Genomic DNA, 16,900 nt, shown 5'->3' on the forward strand with positions numbered 1-16,900 from the left:
TGGTGGGGTGTCGCGGGACTGGCTGGCCGAGGCGATACGGCGGATTGAGGCGGATTATAACCGCTCCGCCGACACCCACCTCATTCGCCTGCCCTTGCCGCGCCACCCCGGCATAACCCTCTACCTCAAGGATGAAAGCTCGCACCCGACCGGCAGCCTCAAGCATCGGCTGGCGCGCTCGCTCTTTCTCTATGCACTGTGCAACGAATGGATCGGGCCGCAGACGACGGTGATCGAGGCCTCATCCGGCTCGACCGCCGTTTCCGAAGCCTATTTCGCCAGGATGTTGGGGTTGCGCTTCATCGCCGTGGTGCCAGCGTCTACCGCGGCGCCCAAGCTCGATGCGATCCGCTTTCACGGCGGCGAGATCCATGCGGTCGATGATCCCCGCACCGTCTATGCCACCGCCCAACGACTGGCGCGGGAGACGGGCGGTCATTATCTCGATCAGTTCACCTATGCCGAGCGCGCGACCGACTGGCGCGGCAATAATAATATCGCGCAGAGCATCTTCACCCAGATGGCGCAGGAAGAATATCCCATCCCCAGCTGGATCGTCTGCGGCGCCGGGACGGGGGGCACGTCGGCGACGATCGGCCGCTTCATTCGCTACGAACGGCATGCCACCCGCCTGTGCGTCGCTGATCCCGTCAACTCGGTCTTTCATCGCCACCATGCCGATCCGTCGGTCACGACACTGCCCGAAGGTTGTGCCGCGCGGATCGAGGGAATCGGGCGGCCGCGGGTGGAGCCGAGCTTCATCCCTTCGGTGATCGACCAGATGATCGCGGTGGAGGATGCGCAGTCGATCGGCGCGATGCATGCATTAGCGGGCCTATTGGGCCGCCGCGTCGGTGGATCGACCGGCACCAATATCTGGGCCTGCATGGCGATCGCCGATGCCATGGCGCAGGCGGGCGAACAGGGGAGTATCGTCACGCTGCTATGCGACAGCGGCGATCGCTATGGCTGCACCTATTATGATGCGGGCTGGACGAACGCGCATGGCATCGACTGGCAGGCTGATGCGGCCAGTATCACCGAACGGATGACGGCATGAGTCGGGATGGCGACGAACCGAAGTGACAGGAGCATTGCCGTTGTCGCCGGGTTGCCCGATAAGGCGATATGACAGACTCATTACAAAGCGGCCCCGGCACGCTTGATCGCATACAACAGAATTTTCTTGCAAAAGCCGAACGACGATTGCTGACCTGGCTATGCAGCCGGATGCCGAGCTGGGTCACGCCCGACCGCCTGACCTTCGCCGGGGTGATCGGCGCGGTGATGACCTTTGCCGGCTATGTGGCCAGCAATTGGGGTGCGGCCTGGCTGATCCTCGCCATTATTGGCTATGTCGTCCAGTGGTTCGGGGATTCGATGGATGGCAGCCTGGCGCGGTTCCGGAGGATCGAGCGGCCATCCTATGGCTATTTCATCGACCATAGCTGCGACGGGCTGGTCACGCTGCTGATCCTGGCCGGGATAGGGCTTAGCCCCTTCGTCACGATGGACGTCGCGATGGTGGCGCTGGCAGGCTATCTGCTGCTGTCGATCCACGCCTATCTTTCCGCCCGCGTGCTGGGCGAGTTCAAACTCTCCTATCTGTCGGCCGGGCCGACCGAATTGCGGCTGATGCTGATCGGCCTGACCATCATGATGATGACGCTGGGCTATGGACCGGGCCTGTTCGGGCGATGGTCGGGCTTCGACATTTTCGTCGGCGCGGTGGGCGGCCTGCTGATCATCCTGTTCATCGGCCAGACGCTGATCACCGGGCGGCGGTTGGCGCATAAGGATGCAGGGCTGCTTTAAGCGCGGTCGGCGTCGGGCTGCTGATCGGGATGGGCCTGGGCGATGGACGCGAGGCTCGACAGGCGGATGCCGATCGCACGGATCAGCGGGAAGGGCTGGACATCGACGCCGAAGCGATGCGCACCATAGAGTTGCGGGAGCAGGAAACAGTCGGCCAGACCGGGCGTATCGCCGAAGGCAAAGTCGCCGCCGTAGCGGGCAATCTGTTGCTCCAGCGCGGCGAAGCCTTCGCTGATCCAATGGGCGATCCAGGCGGTGATCTGATCGGGAGTAGCCGCGAAATCGCCGCGTAGCCGGTCGAGGACGCGCAGATTGTTGAGCGGGTGAATGTCGCAGGTGACAAGCGCCGCCATGCTGCGCACTACCGCCCTGTCGAACGCCTTGACGGGCAGCAGCGGCGGATCAGGATATTGCTCGTCCAGCCATTCGATGATCGCGCCGGATTGGGTGAGGACACCGTCTGGCGTCTCCAGCGCGGGAACGAGCGCTTGCGGGTTGAGCGCGCGGAACGACGGGGCGCGATGCGCACCGGTGCGCAGGTCGTAGGGCGTCTGGCGATAGTCCAGCCCCTTGAGCGCCAGCGCGATGCGGACCCGGTAGGCGGCGCTTGATCGCCAATAGCCGTGCAGGATCATGCCAGCCCGCCTTTCGCCGGAAGGATGCGGGCGCGGCATTCGCCGAAGCCGATAGACGCAAAGCCCTCCCGTCGCGCAGTTGCAGTGAGGACCACTTCGTCGCCATCCTCCAGAAAGGTGCGCTGTTCGCCCGATGGCAGAGTGATCGGTTCCGCCCCGCCGCGGCTGATTTCGAGCAGGCTGCCACAGGCGCTGCGATCGGGACCGGAAATGGTGCCGGTGCCGAGCAGGTCGCCGGGCTGGAGGTTGCAGCCGTTCGAGGCATGATGGGTAACGATCTGCGCCGGCGTCCAATACATGTTCGATGAAGGGCCGTGGCTGAGCGCGAAGTCCGGCAGCCCCTGATCGCGCATCCGGGTGGTGGACAGGGTGACGCTAAGGTCGAGCGCTAGAGCGCCGCCCGCCTGATTCTTTTCATCCCAGAGATAGGGCAAGGGCGTGGGGTCGGCGGCGTCCCGCATCGGCTGCGCGGTGCGGAAGGGGGCAAGCGCTTCGGGCGTGATGACCCAGGGCGAGATGGTGGAATGGAAATTCTTGGCGAGGAAGGGGCCGAGCGGCACATATTCCCAGGCCTGAAAATCGCGTGCCGACCAGTCGTTGAGCAGGCAGAAGCCCGCAATATGGTCGGCCGCCTGGCCGATCGGGATGGGCTCGCCCAATTCATTGCCCTCCCCAATCCACAGGCCCAGTTCCAGCTCATAATCCAGACGCCGGGTCGGGCCGAAACGGGGTTCGCTATCCTGTGGTCCCTTGGTCTGGCCGACTGGGCGGACGACTGGGATGCCGGAGGGGCGGATCGAGGAGGCGCGACCATGATAGCCGATGGGGACATATTTATAGTTGGGCAGCAGCGGATTGTCGGGGCGGAACAGCTGGCCGACATGGGTGGCGTGATGGATGCCGACATAGAAATCGGTATAATCGCCGATGCTTGCTGGCAGGTGGAGTTCGCAGGTTTCCATCGGGTGCAGCGCGGGTTCGACTGCTGCCTGACACGCCAAATCGGACAGCGAAGCGGACATTGCTTTGCGTAATTCGCGGCGGAGGACGGTTGGTAGGGCGAAGAAACTGTTGAGGCGGGTCTGGTTCAGCGCGGCCTGCAGGTCAATCGGCAGAATGTCAATTATTGCTTTTATATCAAGGATATAGTCTCCTATTGCGACACCAGCGCGCGGGCCGCCGCCAGGTGGCGAGAAGATGCCGAGCGGCAGATTCTGGATCGGGAATGCGGCATGGCCGTTCGCGCTGGTGACCCAGCTTTGCAGGTCGGCGGCGTGGGTGTGGTCGATCATGCGGCGTCCTTGTCGGTGGGTAGCTGGGCCTTGCGGAAGCCATCCCAGCATTGGTCATAGTCGGGCTGGGCGAAGGGGGCTTGCGCGGCGAAATTCGTGGGGCGGAAGGGAAAGCGACTTTCGAACATGAAGGCCATGGTCGCTTCGATCTTGTGCGGGGCCAAGGCGGCGGTGATGCCCGTTTCATAGCTGGCGCGGTCGGGGCCGTGGCTCGCCATCTGATTGTGCAGCGATGCGCCGCCGGGGGCGAAGCCGCCTGCCTTTGCGTCGTAGGATCCTGTTATCAGGCCCATAAATTCGCTCATGACGTTGCGGTGGAACCAGGGCGGGCGGAACGTACCTTCCGCCACCATCCAGCGCGGCGGGAAGATGACGAAGTCACAATTGGCGGTGCCCGGCGTGTCGCTGGGGCTGGTCAGGACGGTGAAGATGGAGGGGTCGGGATGGTCGTAGCTGACCGTGTTGATCGTGTTGAAGCGGCGCAGGTCATAGCGGCAGGGCGCGAGATTGCCGTGCCAGGCGGCGACATCGAACGGACTGTGCGGCAGGCGGGTGGACCAAAGCTGACCCTGGAATTTCTGGATGAGATCGACCGGCGCGTCGACATCCTCGAACCAGGCGACGGGCGTTTCGAAATCGCGCGGATTGGCGAGGCCGTTCGAGCCGATTGGGCCGAGGTCGGGCAAGCGGAAGGCCGCGCCGTAATTTTCGCAGACATAGCCGCGCGCGACCGGGCCCAGCAATTCGACGCGGAAGCGCAGGCCGCGCGGGATCAGAGCGATCTGGAGCGGGGCGACGTCGAAACGGCCGAGTTCGGTGATCAGGCGGATGGCCCCTTCCTGTGGCACGAACAGCATTTCGCCGTCCGCGTTGAAGAAGGCACGACCCTGCATCGAGCGGTTGCAGGCGTAGAGATGCACGCCCTGCCCCATGCCCGCCGCGACATCGCCATTGCCGCAATAGGTGACGAGGCCGTCGAGGAAATCGGTAGGATCGGTCGGGATCGGTAGCGGGTCCCAGCGCAGGCGGTTGGGGGATGGTGGCAAGTCGGTGAAAGGCGCGGAGCGAAATTGGCCAGCCCCTTGCCACGGTCGATAGGCGCCATGCTGCGCCGTCGGGCGCAGGCGGTAGAGCCAGCTACGGCGGTTCTCGGCGCGAGGGGCGGTGAAGGCGGTTCCTGATAGCTGTTCGGCATAGAGGCCAAAGGGCACTTTCTGCGGCGAGTTGCAGCCGACCGGCAGCGCGCCTGGCACGGCCTGCGTCGCGAAATGATTGGCAAAGCCGGTCATCATATTGTCGCTGGCGCGCATTGCCCTGCCCTCTCCGGCCGATAGTTTCCTTTGCAACCATCATAGGCCTTGCCGAACTGGTGTCAAATGTTACTATCTGCCATGTCCGCCGCTACGCTCACGCTCGATCATTTCCTGCCCTATCGCCTGTCCTTCACCGCCAATCTGGTGAGCGACGCGGTGGCGAGTGCCTATCAGACGCTGTTCGGGCTCCGCATTCCCGAATGGCGGGTGATTGCGGTGACGGCCGAGAGCGTGGACGGAATCACCCAGCAGGCGATCGGCATCCGCACGCGCATGGACAAGGTGACGGTGAGCCGCGCGGCCAAGAGCCTGATCGCGCGCGACCTGATCACGCGCAGGCCTAACTCCGCCGATCAGCGATCGCATCTGTTGGTGCTGACGAGCGAGGGACGCGCTTTATATGAGGCGGTGGTGCCTAAGGCGCTAGAGTTGGAGCAGCAGATTTTCAGCCGCTTCGCCAAGACCGAGCTGGACCAGTTCGCGGCGATGTTGCGCGATATCGATGGAATCGTGCTGGCGTCCGGCCTGTCGGACGGTGTCTCAACGGGCGATTGACGGGGCGGTATAAGAATGGGGGCCGGTCCTTTGTGGATCGGCCCCCTGTTTGGGTCAGGCCATCAAGGCCTTCACCGTTTCGACCACCCGATCGGGCGAGACGATATAGGCGTCTTCCAGCACCTTGGCGAAGGGCACCGGCGAATAGGGCGCGCCAAGGCGGCGGACCGGGGCTTTGAGCTGACCGAACAATTCTTCGGCAATGGTCGAGGCGATTTCGCCGCCGGGGCCGAAATGGCGTACCGCTTCATGGGCGATCACCGCGCGACCCGTCTTGGCGACGGAGGCCAGCACGGCTTCCTTGTCCCAGGGCGATACGGTGCGCAGGTCGATCAGTTCGACCGAAATGCCCGCCTCTGCCAAGGGGGCGAGCGCCTGCTGGCAGCGGATGACCTGCGAGGACCAGGAGACGATGGTGACGTCGGTCCCTTCCTGCACGATCCGCGCCTTGCCGAGCGGAACGGGCACTATCACATCGGGCACTTCGGCAGGGATGAACAGCGATCCGGCCGATTCGATGAAGATGCAGGGGGCCGGGTCTTGGATGCAGGACAGGAGCAATCCTGCATAGTCGACCGGGTTGGACGGCGCGACCACCTTGATCCCCGCCGTATGCGCGAACCAGCCTTCGAGATGATCGGCATGTTGGCCCGCCGTCTGCCAGCCGGCACCCGTCAGCGTGCGGATGGTGATCGGCACCGTGCTTTGCCCACCCGACATGAAGCGCAGCTTGGCGGCATGGTTGAAGATCATGTCCATGGCGACGGCGGTGAAGTTCATCAGCATGATTTCGGCGACGGGCTTGTAGCCCGCCAGCGCCGCGCCGATGGCCGCACCGATGATGGCCTGTTCGGAAATGGGCGTGGATTTGACGCGATCGTCGCCGAATTTGGTCGACAGGCCTGCGGTCGCGCCGGTGACGCCGCCACCTTCGCGGTCGGCGATATCCTCGCCCAGTACGATAACCTTGTCATCTTCGGTCATGGCCTGGTGCAGGGCTGCATTCACGGCCTGGAGGCTGTTCATCTTCTTGGCGCTCATGCCGGGATCTCCTGCGCAAAGACATCGCGACGCAATTCGTCCACCGAGGGCAAGGGACTGGCGAGGCCGAATTCCTGTGCGTCTTCGATCTCGGCTTCGATCGTCGCCTGCATTGTGGCCAGCGTCTCTTCGGTCGCATGGCCCTGTTCGATCAGCCAGGCCTTGAAGGCGGGCAGCGGGTCTTTTTCGATCGCGGCAGCCTTTTCTTCCTTGGTCATATATTTATCGTCGTCGCCCAGCACATGGCCGTGGAAGCGGAACGTCTTGCATTCCAGCAGGGTCGGACCTTCGCCATCGCGCGCGCGGGTGATGGCATCATGGGCGGCGGCGAACATGGCGAGCGGGTCGTTGCCGTCAACCGTATAGCCCGGCATTCCATAGCCGATCGCGCGCTTGGCGATGAAGTCGACCGAGGTGCCGTTCTCATAGCGTGTATGTTCGGCGAAGCCGTTATTCTGGCACACGAAGATCACCGGCAGCTTCCAGACCGAGGCGAGGTTGAGCGATTCATGGAAAGCGCCGATGTTGGAAGCGCCGTCACCGAAATAGGCGATGGTCACGCGCCGCGACCCATCCAGCTTTGCCGCCCAGGCGAGGCCATTGGCGATCGGCATGGAGGAGCCGACGATGCCGGTCGTGACCATGACGCCGCTTTCGGGGTGGGTAAGGTGCATCGGCCCGCCCTTCCCCTTGCAGGTGCCATCGACACGTCCGGCGATTTCGGCCCAGAGCGGGCGCAGCGGCATGTCCTTGGCCACCATGTCGTGGATGCCGCGATAGATGGTGCAGATCTTGTCATCGTCCGTCATCAGCGATGAGAGCGTGGCGGGGATGACTTCCTGCCCGCGCGCGGAATAATAGGGCATGACGAGCCGCCCAAGCCGGATGGTCTTGCGGATGGCGTCATCATTGCGTTCGATGCGGATCATGCGCCGGTAGATGTCTACCAGCTGGTCCGGGGTCGGCGCCGGGGCGTTGCTCAGCTCTGCCATAAAGTCCTCAGATGGCCAATGGGATGCCCCTGCATTGGCCGTTGCGGGGCGAGGGTCAACTCGCCGGGGCGATATGTCGATGCGGGCGGGGATCAAGGCCCGGAAGGCGGCGTTGATGCCCTGAAACACACCGCCAATTCGCCCCGCCGATATGCGCACGCTGCCCTTTGCGCGGCGCGCGGGGGCGTTCATGCTCGACGGGAAAGGAAGGATTTTATGACCAAGGACACACGCGACATCAGCGAGCGGACGGACCGGGTGCTGCAATTGGAGGCCGAACTGGAGGCCGAGGGCGCAGCGACGACGCAAGGGGAGGAATTGGACCATGCGCGCGCGATGCTGCACCAATGGGTGGACAGCGTGGTGGCAGTGGTATCCTCACCAGGCGTGGGGCGGGTGTCGCTGATCCATGCCGATGGCGGCGAATCGCGTATTTCTTCGCCTGCCCTGCCCTATCTTCTGTCCCGACCGGCGCGCTTTACCGATCAGGGCTGATTATCGAGCCCTACGGCGTGGCGGGCGGCGATATAGCCGAACACCAGGGAAGGACCGATGCTGGCCCCCGCGCCGACATAGACATTGCCCATGACCGATGCCGTGGTGGTGCCGGTGGCATAGAGCCCGGCGATCACCTGGCCGTCGGCATTGACCACGCGGCCACGCGCATCGGTGACGACGCCGCCATAGGTGCTGACATCGCCGGGCACCACGGGGACAGCGTAAAACGGCCCCTTGTCGATCGCGCCGAGGGCGCTTTGGTCGGAAAAGGGATCGCCGACGAAGCCGCAATTATCATAGGCGCGGGCACCGCGCTGAAAATCCTCGTCCACGCCCTTGGCGACAAAGCCGTTCCAGCGGGCGACGGTGGCGGTCAATGTAGCGGGATCGACCTTGATGCTGGTGGCAAGGTCAGCGATCGTGTCGGCGGTGTGGAGATAGCCGCTTTCGATCCAGCCATCGGGGATTTTCTTGTCGATGAACTTACCCGCGATGGCGTATAATTCGACATAGTTGCGGTCGACGATCGCCCAACTGGGGATGGCGGGGACCAGCGCGTTCCGCTTGCGCATGGTTTCGCAATAAAGTTCGTAGCTGCCGCCCTCGTTCATGTAGCGCTGGCCTCTCTGGTCCACCAATATGGCGTGGGGCTTGCCGGTCATCGATTGCGCGCCTGGTGCGACATAGGTTTGATCCCAACCGGGCGCAGGCGTCATCTGATAGCCGACCAACTGGTCCATCTGCGCCAAATGACCGCCGATCCGCTCCAGTTCCTGGTGCATGTCGCCGGTGTCCCCTTCGGGCGTCTGCGACCATTGGACGCTGGTGCCGGGGATATAGCGATCGCGCATAGCCTGATTTTGCGAGAAGCCGCCCGCATTGATGAGGACGCCCAAGCGCGCGCCGATCCGCCAGGGCTTGCCGTCCCGCACCGTTTCGACGCCTGTCGCGGCGTCATCGGCGATGATGATCTGGCGGGCGGGTGCGTTCAGCCTTATGTCCACGCCGGCCGCCAGGGCAGCCTTGAGCATGCGGCCCTGCAGCGCTGCGCCGGCGGTGGTATATTGGCGTCCTAGCAGCTTGTCCCGCAATGTCCGGCCGATGATGCGCAGCAGCATTTTGCCCGACGCCTTGTTGGTACGGCGATGGCCCTGCGCCTCCATTCCTTCGACCAAAGTGACGTTGAATTCGGCGAAACCCTTGCGCAGCTTGTCGCGCCATGGCCCCAATTCCTTGCGGTCGAAGGGCTTGGCGACGACCGTGCGTGAGGTTTTGCAGCCGCCGGGCAGTTCGTCATAATAATCGGGCCAGAAGGTCGCGCCGCGTTGCAGGGCGACGCCCTTGTCGACCAGGAAATCGATCGCGCGCGGCGCTTGCGTGACATAGGCGCGCCGCTTTGCGGACGAGGTGCCGGGGGCGGGATGCTCGTCCTGCGTGGCGTCGAGATAGGCCATGGCTGCCTCGGCGCTGTCGCTTTCGCCATCGGCCAGCATGAAACGGTTGGCTGGAATCCACATCACGCCGCCCGACTTGGCCGTCGTGCCGCCGACGAAGGCGGTCTTTTCGAGGATGACGACCGATTTTCCGGTGTCGCGCATGACCAGCGCCGAAGCCATCGACCCTGCGCCGCTGCCGACGACGAGCCAGTCGACCATTTCGTCAAATCCGGTCATGCTATGCGCTCTCCTCTGCTTATGGCGCAGGCTATATCGGTTATGCGGCCGGCCGCCACGCCAGCCCTGCGCTTATCGCCGGGGCGACGTTGGCGGCGGCGCGGCGCGTGATATGGGGAGCGTCGAGGAGACCGAGCGATGACCCAGATGCTGCCCGCCTATGAGACGATCCTGCTGGAGCGACGCGGGCGGTTGCTGGTGGTGACGCTCAACCGGCCCGACGCGATGAACGCGGTCAATCGCGTGCTGCATGACGAATTGCCCGATGCGCTGACCTTTGCCGGGACCGATCCCGATTCCGACGTGGTGCTGCTGACCGGCGCGGGGCGGGCCTTTTCGGCGGGGGGCGACATCGACCATATGGCGCATAATGCCGCGAACCCGCACCTGTTCGACCATGAGGCGCGGCAGGCCAAGCGGATCGTCTTTGCGATGCTGGACATCGAAAAGTCGGTCGTCTGCCGGATGAACGGGCATGCGGTGGGGCTGGGCGCGTCGATCGCGCTGCTGTGCGATGTGATCTTTGCGGCGGAGGGCGCGAAGATCGGCGATCCGCATGTGGGCATTGGCCTAGTCGCCGGGGATGGCGGCGCGGTCGTGTGGGCGCAGCGGATTGGCCTCGCCAAGGCCAAGGAATATCTGCTGACCGGTGAACTGCTGGGCGCGCGAAAAGCGGCGGAGATCGGGCTGATCAACCACTGCGTTGCGCCGGAGGCACTGGACGCGGCGGTCGATGGCTTTTGCGCGAAGCTGCTGGCGGGCGCGCCGAATGCGATCCGCTGGACCAAGATATTGACCAATATCGAACTCAAGCGAATTGCGGGCGCGGTGATGGAGGCAGGGATCGCCTATGAGTCGCTGAGCGTGCGGAGCGCCGATCATCGCGAGGGGATTGCCGCGCTCAGGGAGAAGCGCGCGCCGCGCTTTACCGGACGATAAGGCGGCGCGGGCGTTTCTCGACTTCGCTCGAAACGAACGGAGAGGTTAAGTCACGTCCGCCAGCCATACCCAACATCGTGCCTCGCTCGACAGGCGGATGGCTTCCTGCAGACGCTCTACCTCCAGCGCTTCGGCAAAGTCCGGGGCGGCGTTGCCATGGCCCTCGATCGCTTCGACCATGGCCTGCATCGAGAGCGCCATGGGGAAGCTTGGCTGGGGCTCGCTCTGCCAGTCGAGCGTGATGCCGGGTGCCGCCTTGAAGGCATCGGGAATCGCGATCTCCGCCATCGCCCCGCCCAATTGTCCGGCGCGCAACGTGCAGTCGCGCGCGGTCGGGAAGGTCGGCGACGACACGGCAATCCGGCCCTTGTCGCCGAAGACGTCGATCAACCAGCCATCGTGCAGCGCCATGGACCAGCTGATCTGCATCTGCATGGTGAGGCCGCTTTCGAAGCGCAGAATGACATTGGCGAAATCGGTGGTGTCGGGCGTGATGGTGTCGCCATCCGCGAAACGCCATTCGCGCAGGATCTGGCTGTCGTCGGCGACCAGTTCGGCGATCGGGCCGAACAGATGGCGCAGCATGTAGAGCGCATGGCTGCCATTGTTGCGGACGGCCGACACCCCCTGCCCGCCTTGCGCGAACCAATTATAGGGGAATTGCTTGATCGGGCTGTTGAACAGCGAGATGTTGAAATGGCAGGTGCCGCCGAGCGGTGTGCCGACATAGCTATCGTCGAGCATCGCCTTCATCTGGCGGTGAGCGGGCAGCCATTGGGAGAAAGCATCGACCACACCGACGCTGCCGCCCGCGCGCCACGCCGCGTCGATCGCTTTGGCGCCTGCCCAGTCGGGGGCATGGGGGCTGGCATTATAGACATGTTTGCCATGGGCCAGCGCGGCCAGCACCATCGGCAGGCGCACCGAGGGCCGGGTGCCGAGATCGACAATGTCGATGTCCGGGTCGGCGCACATCTCCTGCGCGTTCCAGAAGGCGCGCGGCAGGCCCAGCCGGTCGGCCGCAGCGCGCGCCGTTTCCTCGCGCGAGGTGCAGATGGCCGTCACCTCGACGCCGGGAATGGCGCGCCAGGCGGGAAGATGGGCGAAGGCGCCCCAAGCGGCGCTGACGATGCCGACGCGCAGGGTCATTATTCGATCGTGCCCAATATGGTGCCGACTTCATAGGTTTCGCCGGGCTGGGCGACGATGCGCAACGTACCGCTGGCGGGCGATTCCACTTCATTGGCCGACTTGTCGGCTTCGAGCAGATAGAGCGGCTGGCCTTCGGTCACTTGCGCGCCGTCTTCGGCGAGCCATTCGGCGATCTGGGCCTCGGTCATCGAAAAGCCGATCTTGGGCAGCAATATGTCGGTCGCCATGGGTCTTGTCCTTCGTGAAGATCTGGCGCTGGTCATGCCCGCTGGGGCAGGCGCGCGGCAATGCGCAACAGGGCGTGCCGCCCCGATATCGTTGCCGCGATAGTGCCCGCGTCAATAGCCGCGGCTGTCGGTCCAATCCTCGGTCTCGCCGGGCTTGTAGGTCTTGCCGGGTATCTTGCCCGATGCGCTCTTGAGGTCGAAGCCGATCGGGTCCGCACCCCCTTCGATGCCGACGCCAAAGGCGGACAAGGCCCAACTGGTCATGACATAATGGCCGATCGAAAAGACCAGATCCATCTGCTGCTTCTTGTCGAAATGACGGCCAAGCACGGCCCATGTCGCATCGCTGATCGTGCCGTCGGCGATCAGTTCATCGACCGATCGCAGGACGGCCTCATCGGCTTCGTTCCAATCGCCGCCTGTGGGATAATCACGGATCGCGGCGATATCGTCCAGCGTCAGCCCGGCGTTGAGGCCATAGCCGACATGATTATGCCATTCATAAGCGGACTTCACCTTCCAGGCGACGCGCAGGATGAGCAATTCCAGATGGCGCGTCGAGAGCGTGTTCGACATCAACAGATGCTTGCCCCAGATATTATAGACTTTGCCCAGATCAGGGTGGTTAGCCATAACCATCAGGACATTGGTCTTGGAGCCTTCTTCCCACGCATTGGGCTCGCCCCAATAGGCAAAGACTTCGCGGGCGTCGTCCGTCCATTCCGCGCGGGGTAGTGGCAGGATGCGGGGCTTGATGTCGGTCATGGCTGGATACCTCCTTGGGTTTGGCATCTGCGGGGTGGGAGCGGCGATCGGCTAGAGTCCCTCGACCAGCAGGGCACGATAGGTTGCGCCCTTTTGCCGCAAGGCCTTGGCCTCCTGATATTCCGGGCTGTCGTACCAGGCGCGGGCCTGGGCGGCGTCGGGGAATTGCAGGATGATGATGCCATCGGGTGCTTCGCCCTCCAGCGTGTCGAGCGCGCCGTAGACGGCGAGCGGCCTAAGCCCATAGTCGGCGACGAAGCGCCCCGCCTGGGCACGGTTCATGGCGCTATAGGCATCCATCGCCGCCTGATCGTGGATCGGCCCTTCGCGGGTGAAGATCATATAAGCGGGCATTGTGCGTCTCCTGTTTCAATGCGGCGCGTGGATGATGGCCGCCCCGTTCCAGCCGCCCGCGGCCGCGAAATCGGTGCGGCAGGAGCGGCTGGCGATCCAGGCGAGGAAGGTGCTGGGAATGCCGACCAGCAGCGCCCAGCGCATCGCCATGCCGAGCGAATCCTCGCCGTAGATCGGCCGCAACATGTCGCTCAGCCAGCCAACCAGCACAGGGCCGCCGCCAAGGCCAATGACCTGGATCGACACCATCAGCACGGCAATGGCGGTCGCGCGCGAGCGGGACGGGACAAGGCCCGCGACCACGGCCATCAACGGCGCGGCGGACAGGCCGCCGATCAGCATGTTGAGGCCATAGAGCGGGAACACGCGGTCGGCCGAGCCGGTAAGGATCATCCAGCCGATGCCGGTGGCGAGCGCGCCGCTGATCATCAGCATCCAGACATACCAACGCATGTCGCGACGCCCAAGAAAGTCCGCCAGGGGACCGCCGACCGTATGGCCGATCGCCGAACCGAAGAAGAGCGCGCCGCCCATCTGCAACCCGGCTTCATTGGCGGGCATGCCGTGCGTGCGCTCCATGAAGGCCGGTGCCCAGCTGATGAAGCCCATGGTCAGCAGCGCATTGAGCGAGGCTGCCAGAATGAGCGGCGGCAATGTCCGGATCGCCATCAGTTCACGCGCAGTCTTGAGGAAGGAAGGCGTCGCGCCCGTTTCGACCGGCGCGCCATCGGCGAGGCCAGCACGGGTGTCGCGCAGGGTGAACCAGACGATGGGTGCCAGGATGAAGCCGGGGATGCTGGCGAAGATCAGCGTGTTGCGCCAGCCATATTCCTGCACCGCCCAGCCGCCGACGGCGGGGCCGAGAAACGTGCCGAGCGACGCGCCGAGCAGGAAGATGGAAAGCGCGGTGGCGCGCTGACGAATGGGAAAGAGGTCGGCGATCCAGGCCTGGGACGGCGGAGTGAAGCCGCCTTCGCCAAGGCCGATCCCGGCGCGGCCGATCAGCAGCACCCAGAAGCTTTTGGCCATGCCGCACAGGATGATCGCCGCGCTCCAGACGGTGGCGGCGATCGCGACGATCTTACGCTTGGACCAGCGATCGGCGAGGCGCGCCAGCGGAATGATCGCCAGGATGTAGACGATGGCGATGATCATATCCTTGACCATGCCGATCGCAGCGTCCGAAAGGCCGAGTTCGCGGCGGATCGGTTCGACCATCACCACCATCAGATAGCGTTCGCCCTGCACCGAAGCGGATACCAGCACCATGATGAAGAGGAACCAGGACCGATAGGCCATGCTCGGCAAGGCCTCCGTCGGCGCTGGCGGGCGCAGTTCGATGTCGGCCATGGAGTAGCTTGCCTCTCTCATTGCTCTGGGGCCGTTCGTTCCGGGCGGCGCCTTTCGCCGCGCGATGGCGGTCGGACATGCGGGATGTGCGGCACGTTCGCCCGTGCGGGCAATGGCGCGATGCGAAGGATCGCTTGCGCGATGGCGGCGGGCTGGATCATGCCATTCTGTACCCCCGTTACGCGATAGCGCCGGGGCGATTTGCGCCGTGCCAGCGGACATGGCAGCCAGGCGGCCCCGCCTCCGCTTCCACAGCGGCAGGCCATGAGACTATAGGAGGCGAGGATGGGATCGGCCTATTGGGGCGAATTTCGGACGCATTGGCGACCGTTGCTTGCCGCGACCATGGGACTGGGCTTTGGTATCGGCCTGTCCGCCTATACGATGAGCCTGTTCGCGCCCAAGCTGATCGCCGAGTTCGGCTGGCCAAGGTCGCAATTCGCGTTGCTGGGCAGCATGGGGCTGTTGATGCTGATCGCGCAGCCGATCACCGGGCGGCTGACCGATCGCTTCGGGGTGCGGGCGGTGTCGACGGTGGGCGTACTGGCAGGGCCAAGCGCCTATATCGCCTTTGCAATGCAGCCAGGCAGCATTCGCGCCTTCTTCGCCATTGCGGTGTTGCAGATCGTCGTCGGCACGCTGACCACCTCGCCAGTCTATACCCGCATCGTGGCGGAACGGTTCGAAAGGGCGCGGGGGCTGGCTTTCTCCATCGTCATGACCGGGCCGCCGCTGGTCGGCGCGGTCCTCGCACCGTTGCTCGGCCGGTTCATCGAAAGCGAGGGATGGCGCAACGGCTATCTGTTGATGGGCGGGATAACCATGGCGTTCGGCCTGATCGCGGTGGCCATGACGCCGCCGCATATCCGCACCCGCCCGGACGAGGATGTGCCGGTCGAATCCAAGGCAGGCTATGGCGTGATTGTGCGCAATCCCGCCTTCTGGGTGTTGATCATCGGCATGATTTTGGTGAATTTTCCGCAAGGATTGGTGTCGGCGCAAATGAAATTGATGTTGATGGACAGCGGGGCGCAGTCGCAGACCGCGACCTGGCTGATTTCCATCTATGCGGTGGGCGTCATGGTCGGTCGCTTTGCCTGTGGCCTGTCGCTCGACCGGATGCAACCGCACCATGTTGCCGCGCTGACCCTGTCGATGCCGGCGATCGGCATGATGCTGATGGCATCGCCCTTCGACGCGACCATCGTGCTGGCGCTGTCGGTGGCGATGATGGGACTGGCGCAAGGGGCGGAGGGCGATGTGGCCGCCTATCTAGTGTCACGGCGCTTTGGCCTCAATGTCTTCAGCTTGGTGATGGGGCTGGTCGGCGCATCGATTGCGGGGGGTGCGGCGCTGGGGTCGCTGACGCTCAGCTATACGCTGGGGCTATGGGGCAGCTATGCGCCGTTTCTGGTTATCGGTGCCTGCGTCACCTTGGTCGGGGCGCTGCTGTTCCTGACGCTGGGCCATGGTTCCCGCAAGATGGAGGTCGCGCGCGCATGACGAATCGGCAGAAGATAGCGGTCGTGACCGGCGCGAGTGCGGGTATCGGCAGGGCGGCGGCGGGTGCGTTGCTGCAACAGGGGTGGCGGGTGATCGGCGTCGGACGCGACGCCGGGCGATGCGCCGCGGCGGAAGCCGCGTTGTCCACCCTGCCCGGCGCGGATTTCACCATGATCCGGGCGGACATGGCGCTAATGGGCGAGACGGCGCGGGCGGCGGCGGAGATTGCTGCGCTGGCCCCGGCGATCGACGTGCTGCTCAACAATGCAGGCGGGGTGATGGCGGAACGGGTTATCACCGAGGAGGGGCATGAGGCGACCTTTGCGTCCAATCACCTCGCGCCCTTTCTGCTGACGCGGACATTGCTGCCCCATCTGATAGCGGCCGCCGCGCAATCGGAACCCGGCAGCGTGCGCGTGGTGGCGGTATCGTCCACGGGCCATGAACATTGCGATGGCATTCGTTGGGACGATCTGACCTTTGCCGAGGGTTTCGTGGGGGGAGCCGCCTATTGCCATGCCAAGCTCGCCAACATCCTGTTCATCCGCGAACTGGCGCGGCGGCTGGCGGGGAGCGGGATCGTGGCGCATGCGATGCATCCGGGGGTTGTGGCGAGCAATTTCGCCAGCCACTGCGACGCGCCGATGCGTGCCTATATGGAGTCGATCGCCGAGCAGGCGCTGACGCCTGAGCAAGCCGCCGATACGTTGGTGTGGCTGGCGAGCGCGCCTGAACCGGGGCGGTCGAGCGGCGGCTATTTCCATAAGCGCGAGGCCGTGCCCTGTTCGGCGGCGGC

At 64.4% G+C, this 16,900-nt stretch carries 17 protein-coding genes and 2 pseudogenes; 7 read left to right on the forward strand and 12 right to left on the reverse strand.

Features of this window, described 5'->3' with window-relative positions:
• Positions 1-7 precede the first annotated feature (7 nt).
• Entirely contained in the window at positions 8-1,060 is a 1,053-nt protein-coding gene (locus IL54_RS04975) for a PLP-dependent cysteine synthase family protein (RefSeq protein WP_237748784.1), read from the forward strand.
• Positions 1,061-1,128: 68 nt separating this feature from the next.
• Positions 1,129-1,815: a CDP-alcohol phosphatidyltransferase family protein gene (locus tag IL54_RS04980; RefSeq protein ID WP_037473673.1), complete on the forward strand. Its 687-nt coding sequence runs from the start codon at positions 1,129-1,131 to the stop codon at positions 1,813-1,815.
• On the opposite strand, the gene maiA is transcribed toward IL54_RS04980, so the two are convergent.
• From maiA to hmgA, 3 genes are read right to left on the reverse strand one after another with little or no spacing between them, the layout of a single operon-like run.
• Positions 1,812-2,450 (reverse strand): maleylacetoacetate isomerase, encoded by a 639-nt coding sequence (gene maiA, locus IL54_RS04985; protein ID WP_037477841.1) that lies wholly within the window; start codon positions 2,448-2,450, stop codon positions 1,812-1,814. The genes IL54_RS04980 and maiA overlap by 4 nt on opposite strands.
• A complete protein-coding gene (fahA, locus tag IL54_RS04990; RefSeq protein WP_037473674.1) occupies positions 2,447-3,742 on the reverse strand; it encodes a fumarylacetoacetase in 1,296 nt (431 codons plus the stop codon). The genes maiA and fahA overlap by 4 nt, the downstream gene beginning before the upstream one ends.
• Entirely contained in the window at positions 3,739-5,031 is a 1,293-nt protein-coding gene (gene hmgA, locus IL54_RS04995) for a homogentisate 1,2-dioxygenase (protein WP_037477843.1), read from the reverse strand. The genes fahA and hmgA overlap by 4 nt, the downstream gene beginning before the upstream one ends.
• 102 nt (positions 5,032-5,133) lie before the next feature.
• Here hmgA and IL54_RS05000 point away from each other — a divergent pair, with 102 nt between their 5' ends.
• Positions 5,134-5,610: a MarR family winged helix-turn-helix transcriptional regulator gene (locus IL54_RS05000; RefSeq protein WP_037473675.1), complete on the forward strand. Its 477-nt coding sequence runs from the start codon at positions 5,134-5,136 to the stop codon at positions 5,608-5,610.
• 54 nt (positions 5,611-5,664) lie between these two features.
• Here the strand turns inward: IL54_RS05000 and IL54_RS05005 are convergent, their stop codons facing one another.
• Positions 5,665-6,651 (reverse strand): alpha-ketoacid dehydrogenase subunit beta, encoded by a 987-nt coding sequence (locus tag IL54_RS05005; RefSeq protein WP_037473677.1) that lies wholly within the window; start codon positions 6,649-6,651, stop codon positions 5,665-5,667.
• Positions 6,648-7,643 carry a thiamine pyrophosphate-dependent dehydrogenase E1 component subunit alpha gene (locus IL54_RS05010; protein WP_037473679.1) on the reverse strand — a complete coding sequence of 332 codons (996 nt, stop codon included), beginning with the start codon at positions 7,641-7,643 and terminating at the stop codon, positions 6,648-6,650. Before IL54_RS05010 ends, IL54_RS05005 begins: the two co-directional genes overlap by 4 nt.
• A 216-nt stretch (positions 7,644-7,859) precedes the next feature.
• On the opposite strand from IL54_RS05010, the gene IL54_RS05015 reads away from it, so the two are divergent.
• Positions 7,860-8,138 (forward strand): hypothetical protein, encoded by a 279-nt coding sequence (locus tag IL54_RS05015; RefSeq protein ID WP_037473680.1) that lies wholly within the window; start codon positions 7,860-7,862, stop codon positions 8,136-8,138.
• On the opposite strand, the gene IL54_RS05020 is transcribed toward IL54_RS05015, so the two are convergent.
• Positions 8,129-9,814, reverse strand: coding sequence for an FAD-binding protein (locus IL54_RS05020; RefSeq protein ID WP_037473681.1), 1,686 nt, complete (start codon positions 9,812-9,814; stop codon positions 8,129-8,131). The genes IL54_RS05015 and IL54_RS05020 overlap by 10 nt on opposite strands.
• A gap of 138 nt (positions 9,815-9,952) precedes the next feature.
• Here IL54_RS05020 and IL54_RS05025 point away from each other — a divergent pair, with 138 nt between their 5' ends.
• Positions 9,953-10,753, forward strand: coding sequence for an enoyl-CoA hydratase/isomerase family protein (locus IL54_RS05025; RefSeq protein ID WP_037473683.1), 801 nt, complete (start codon positions 9,953-9,955; stop codon positions 10,751-10,753).
• A gap of 45 nt (positions 10,754-10,798) precedes the next feature.
• On the opposite strand, the gene IL54_RS05030 is transcribed toward IL54_RS05025, so the two are convergent.
• The 5 genes from IL54_RS05030 to IL54_RS05050 form a co-directional block, all read right to left on the reverse strand.
• Positions 10,799-11,902, reverse strand: a complete 1,104-nt coding sequence (locus IL54_RS05030) for a Gfo/Idh/MocA family protein (protein ID WP_037473684.1) — start codon at positions 11,900-11,902, stop codon at positions 10,799-10,801.
• Positions 11,902-12,132: a biotin/lipoyl-containing protein gene (locus IL54_RS05035; RefSeq protein WP_037473685.1), complete on the reverse strand. Its 231-nt coding sequence runs from the start codon at positions 12,130-12,132 to the stop codon at positions 11,902-11,904. Before IL54_RS05035 ends, IL54_RS05030 begins: the two co-directional genes overlap by 1 nt.
• Positions 12,133-12,243: 111 nt before the next feature.
• Complete coding sequence (locus IL54_RS05040) at positions 12,244-12,897, reverse strand: carboxymuconolactone decarboxylase family protein (protein WP_037473687.1); 654 nt, start codon at positions 12,895-12,897, stop codon at positions 12,244-12,246.
• A 51-nt stretch (positions 12,898-12,948) separates the two neighbouring features.
• A complete protein-coding gene (locus tag IL54_RS05045) occupies positions 12,949-13,251 on the reverse strand; it encodes a DUF1330 domain-containing protein (RefSeq protein ID WP_037473688.1) in 303 nt (100 codons plus the stop codon).
• Positions 13,252-13,266: 15 nt separating this feature from the next.
• Positions 13,267-14,601 carry an MFS transporter gene (locus IL54_RS05050; RefSeq protein WP_037473690.1) on the reverse strand — a complete coding sequence of 445 codons (1,335 nt, stop codon included), beginning with the start codon at positions 14,599-14,601 and terminating at the stop codon, positions 13,267-13,269.
• 285 nt (positions 14,602-14,886) lie between these two features.
• Between IL54_RS05050 and IL54_RS05055 the strand changes: the two genes are divergently transcribed.
• Positions 14,887-16,104 (forward strand): MFS transporter, encoded by a 1,218-nt coding sequence (locus IL54_RS05055; RefSeq protein ID WP_037473692.1) that lies wholly within the window; start codon positions 14,887-14,889, stop codon positions 16,102-16,104.
• Positions 16,101-16,769: pseudogene (locus IL54_RS05060) on the forward strand (SDR family NAD(P)-dependent oxidoreductase); the annotation flags it as partial. The gene IL54_RS05055 and the pseudogene IL54_RS05060, both read left to right, overlap by 4 nt.
• Before the next feature lie 24 nt (positions 16,770-16,793).
• Here IL54_RS05060 and IL54_RS25815 read toward each other — a convergent pair.
• Positions 16,794-16,900, reverse strand: a pseudogene (locus tag IL54_RS25815) (hypothetical protein); the annotation flags it as partial.

The sequence above is a fragment of the Sphingobium sp. ba1 genome (assembly GCF_000743655.1).
Lineage (GTDB): Bacteria > Pseudomonadota > Alphaproteobacteria > Sphingomonadales > Sphingomonadaceae > Sphingobium.

Excerpts from the sequence above, each read along its gene's own strand:
- IL54_RS04980 (WP_037473673.1), top strand. The coding sequence starts at position 1,129 with ATGACAGACTCATTACAAAGCGGCCCCGGCACGCTTGATCGCATACAA.
- maiA (WP_037477841.1), bottom strand. The coding sequence starts at position 2,450 with ATGATCCTGCACGGCTATTGGCGATCAAGCGCCGCCTACCGGGTCCGC.
- fahA (WP_037473674.1), bottom strand. The coding sequence starts at position 3,742 with ATGATCGACCACACCCACGCCGCCGACCTGCAAAGCTGGGTCACCAGC.
- hmgA (WP_037477843.1), bottom strand. The coding sequence starts at position 5,031 with ATGACCGGCTTTGCCAATCATTTCGCGACGCAGGCCGTGCCAGGCGCG.
- IL54_RS05000 (WP_037473675.1), top strand. The coding sequence starts at position 5,134 with ATGTCCGCCGCTACGCTCACGCTCGATCATTTCCTGCCCTATCGCCTG.
- IL54_RS05005 (WP_037473677.1), bottom strand. The coding sequence starts at position 6,651 with ATGAGCGCCAAGAAGATGAACAGCCTCCAGGCCGTGAATGCAGCCCTG.
- IL54_RS05010 (WP_037473679.1), bottom strand. The coding sequence starts at position 7,643 with ATGGCAGAGCTGAGCAACGCCCCGGCGCCGACCCCGGACCAGCTGGTA.
- IL54_RS05015 (WP_037473680.1), top strand. The coding sequence starts at position 7,860 with ATGACCAAGGACACACGCGACATCAGCGAGCGGACGGACCGGGTGCTG.
- IL54_RS05020 (WP_037473681.1), bottom strand. The coding sequence starts at position 9,814 with ATGACCGGATTTGACGAAATGGTCGACTGGCTCGTCGTCGGCAGCGGC.
- IL54_RS05025 (WP_037473683.1), top strand. The coding sequence starts at position 9,953 with ATGACCCAGATGCTGCCCGCCTATGAGACGATCCTGCTGGAGCGACGC.
- IL54_RS05030 (WP_037473684.1), bottom strand. The coding sequence starts at position 11,902 with ATGACCCTGCGCGTCGGCATCGTCAGCGCCGCTTGGGGCGCCTTCGCC.
- IL54_RS05035 (WP_037473685.1), bottom strand. The coding sequence starts at position 12,132 with ATGGCGACCGACATATTGCTGCCCAAGATCGGCTTTTCGATGACCGAG.
- IL54_RS05040 (WP_037473687.1), bottom strand. The coding sequence starts at position 12,897 with ATGACCGACATCAAGCCCCGCATCCTGCCACTACCCCGCGCGGAATGG.
- IL54_RS05045 (WP_037473688.1), bottom strand. The coding sequence starts at position 13,251 with ATGCCCGCTTATATGATCTTCACCCGCGAAGGGCCGATCCACGATCAG.
- IL54_RS05050 (WP_037473690.1), bottom strand. The coding sequence starts at position 14,601 with ATGGCCGACATCGAACTGCGCCCGCCAGCGCCGACGGAGGCCTTGCCG.
- IL54_RS05055 (WP_037473692.1), top strand. The coding sequence starts at position 14,887 with ATGGGATCGGCCTATTGGGGCGAATTTCGGACGCATTGGCGACCGTTG.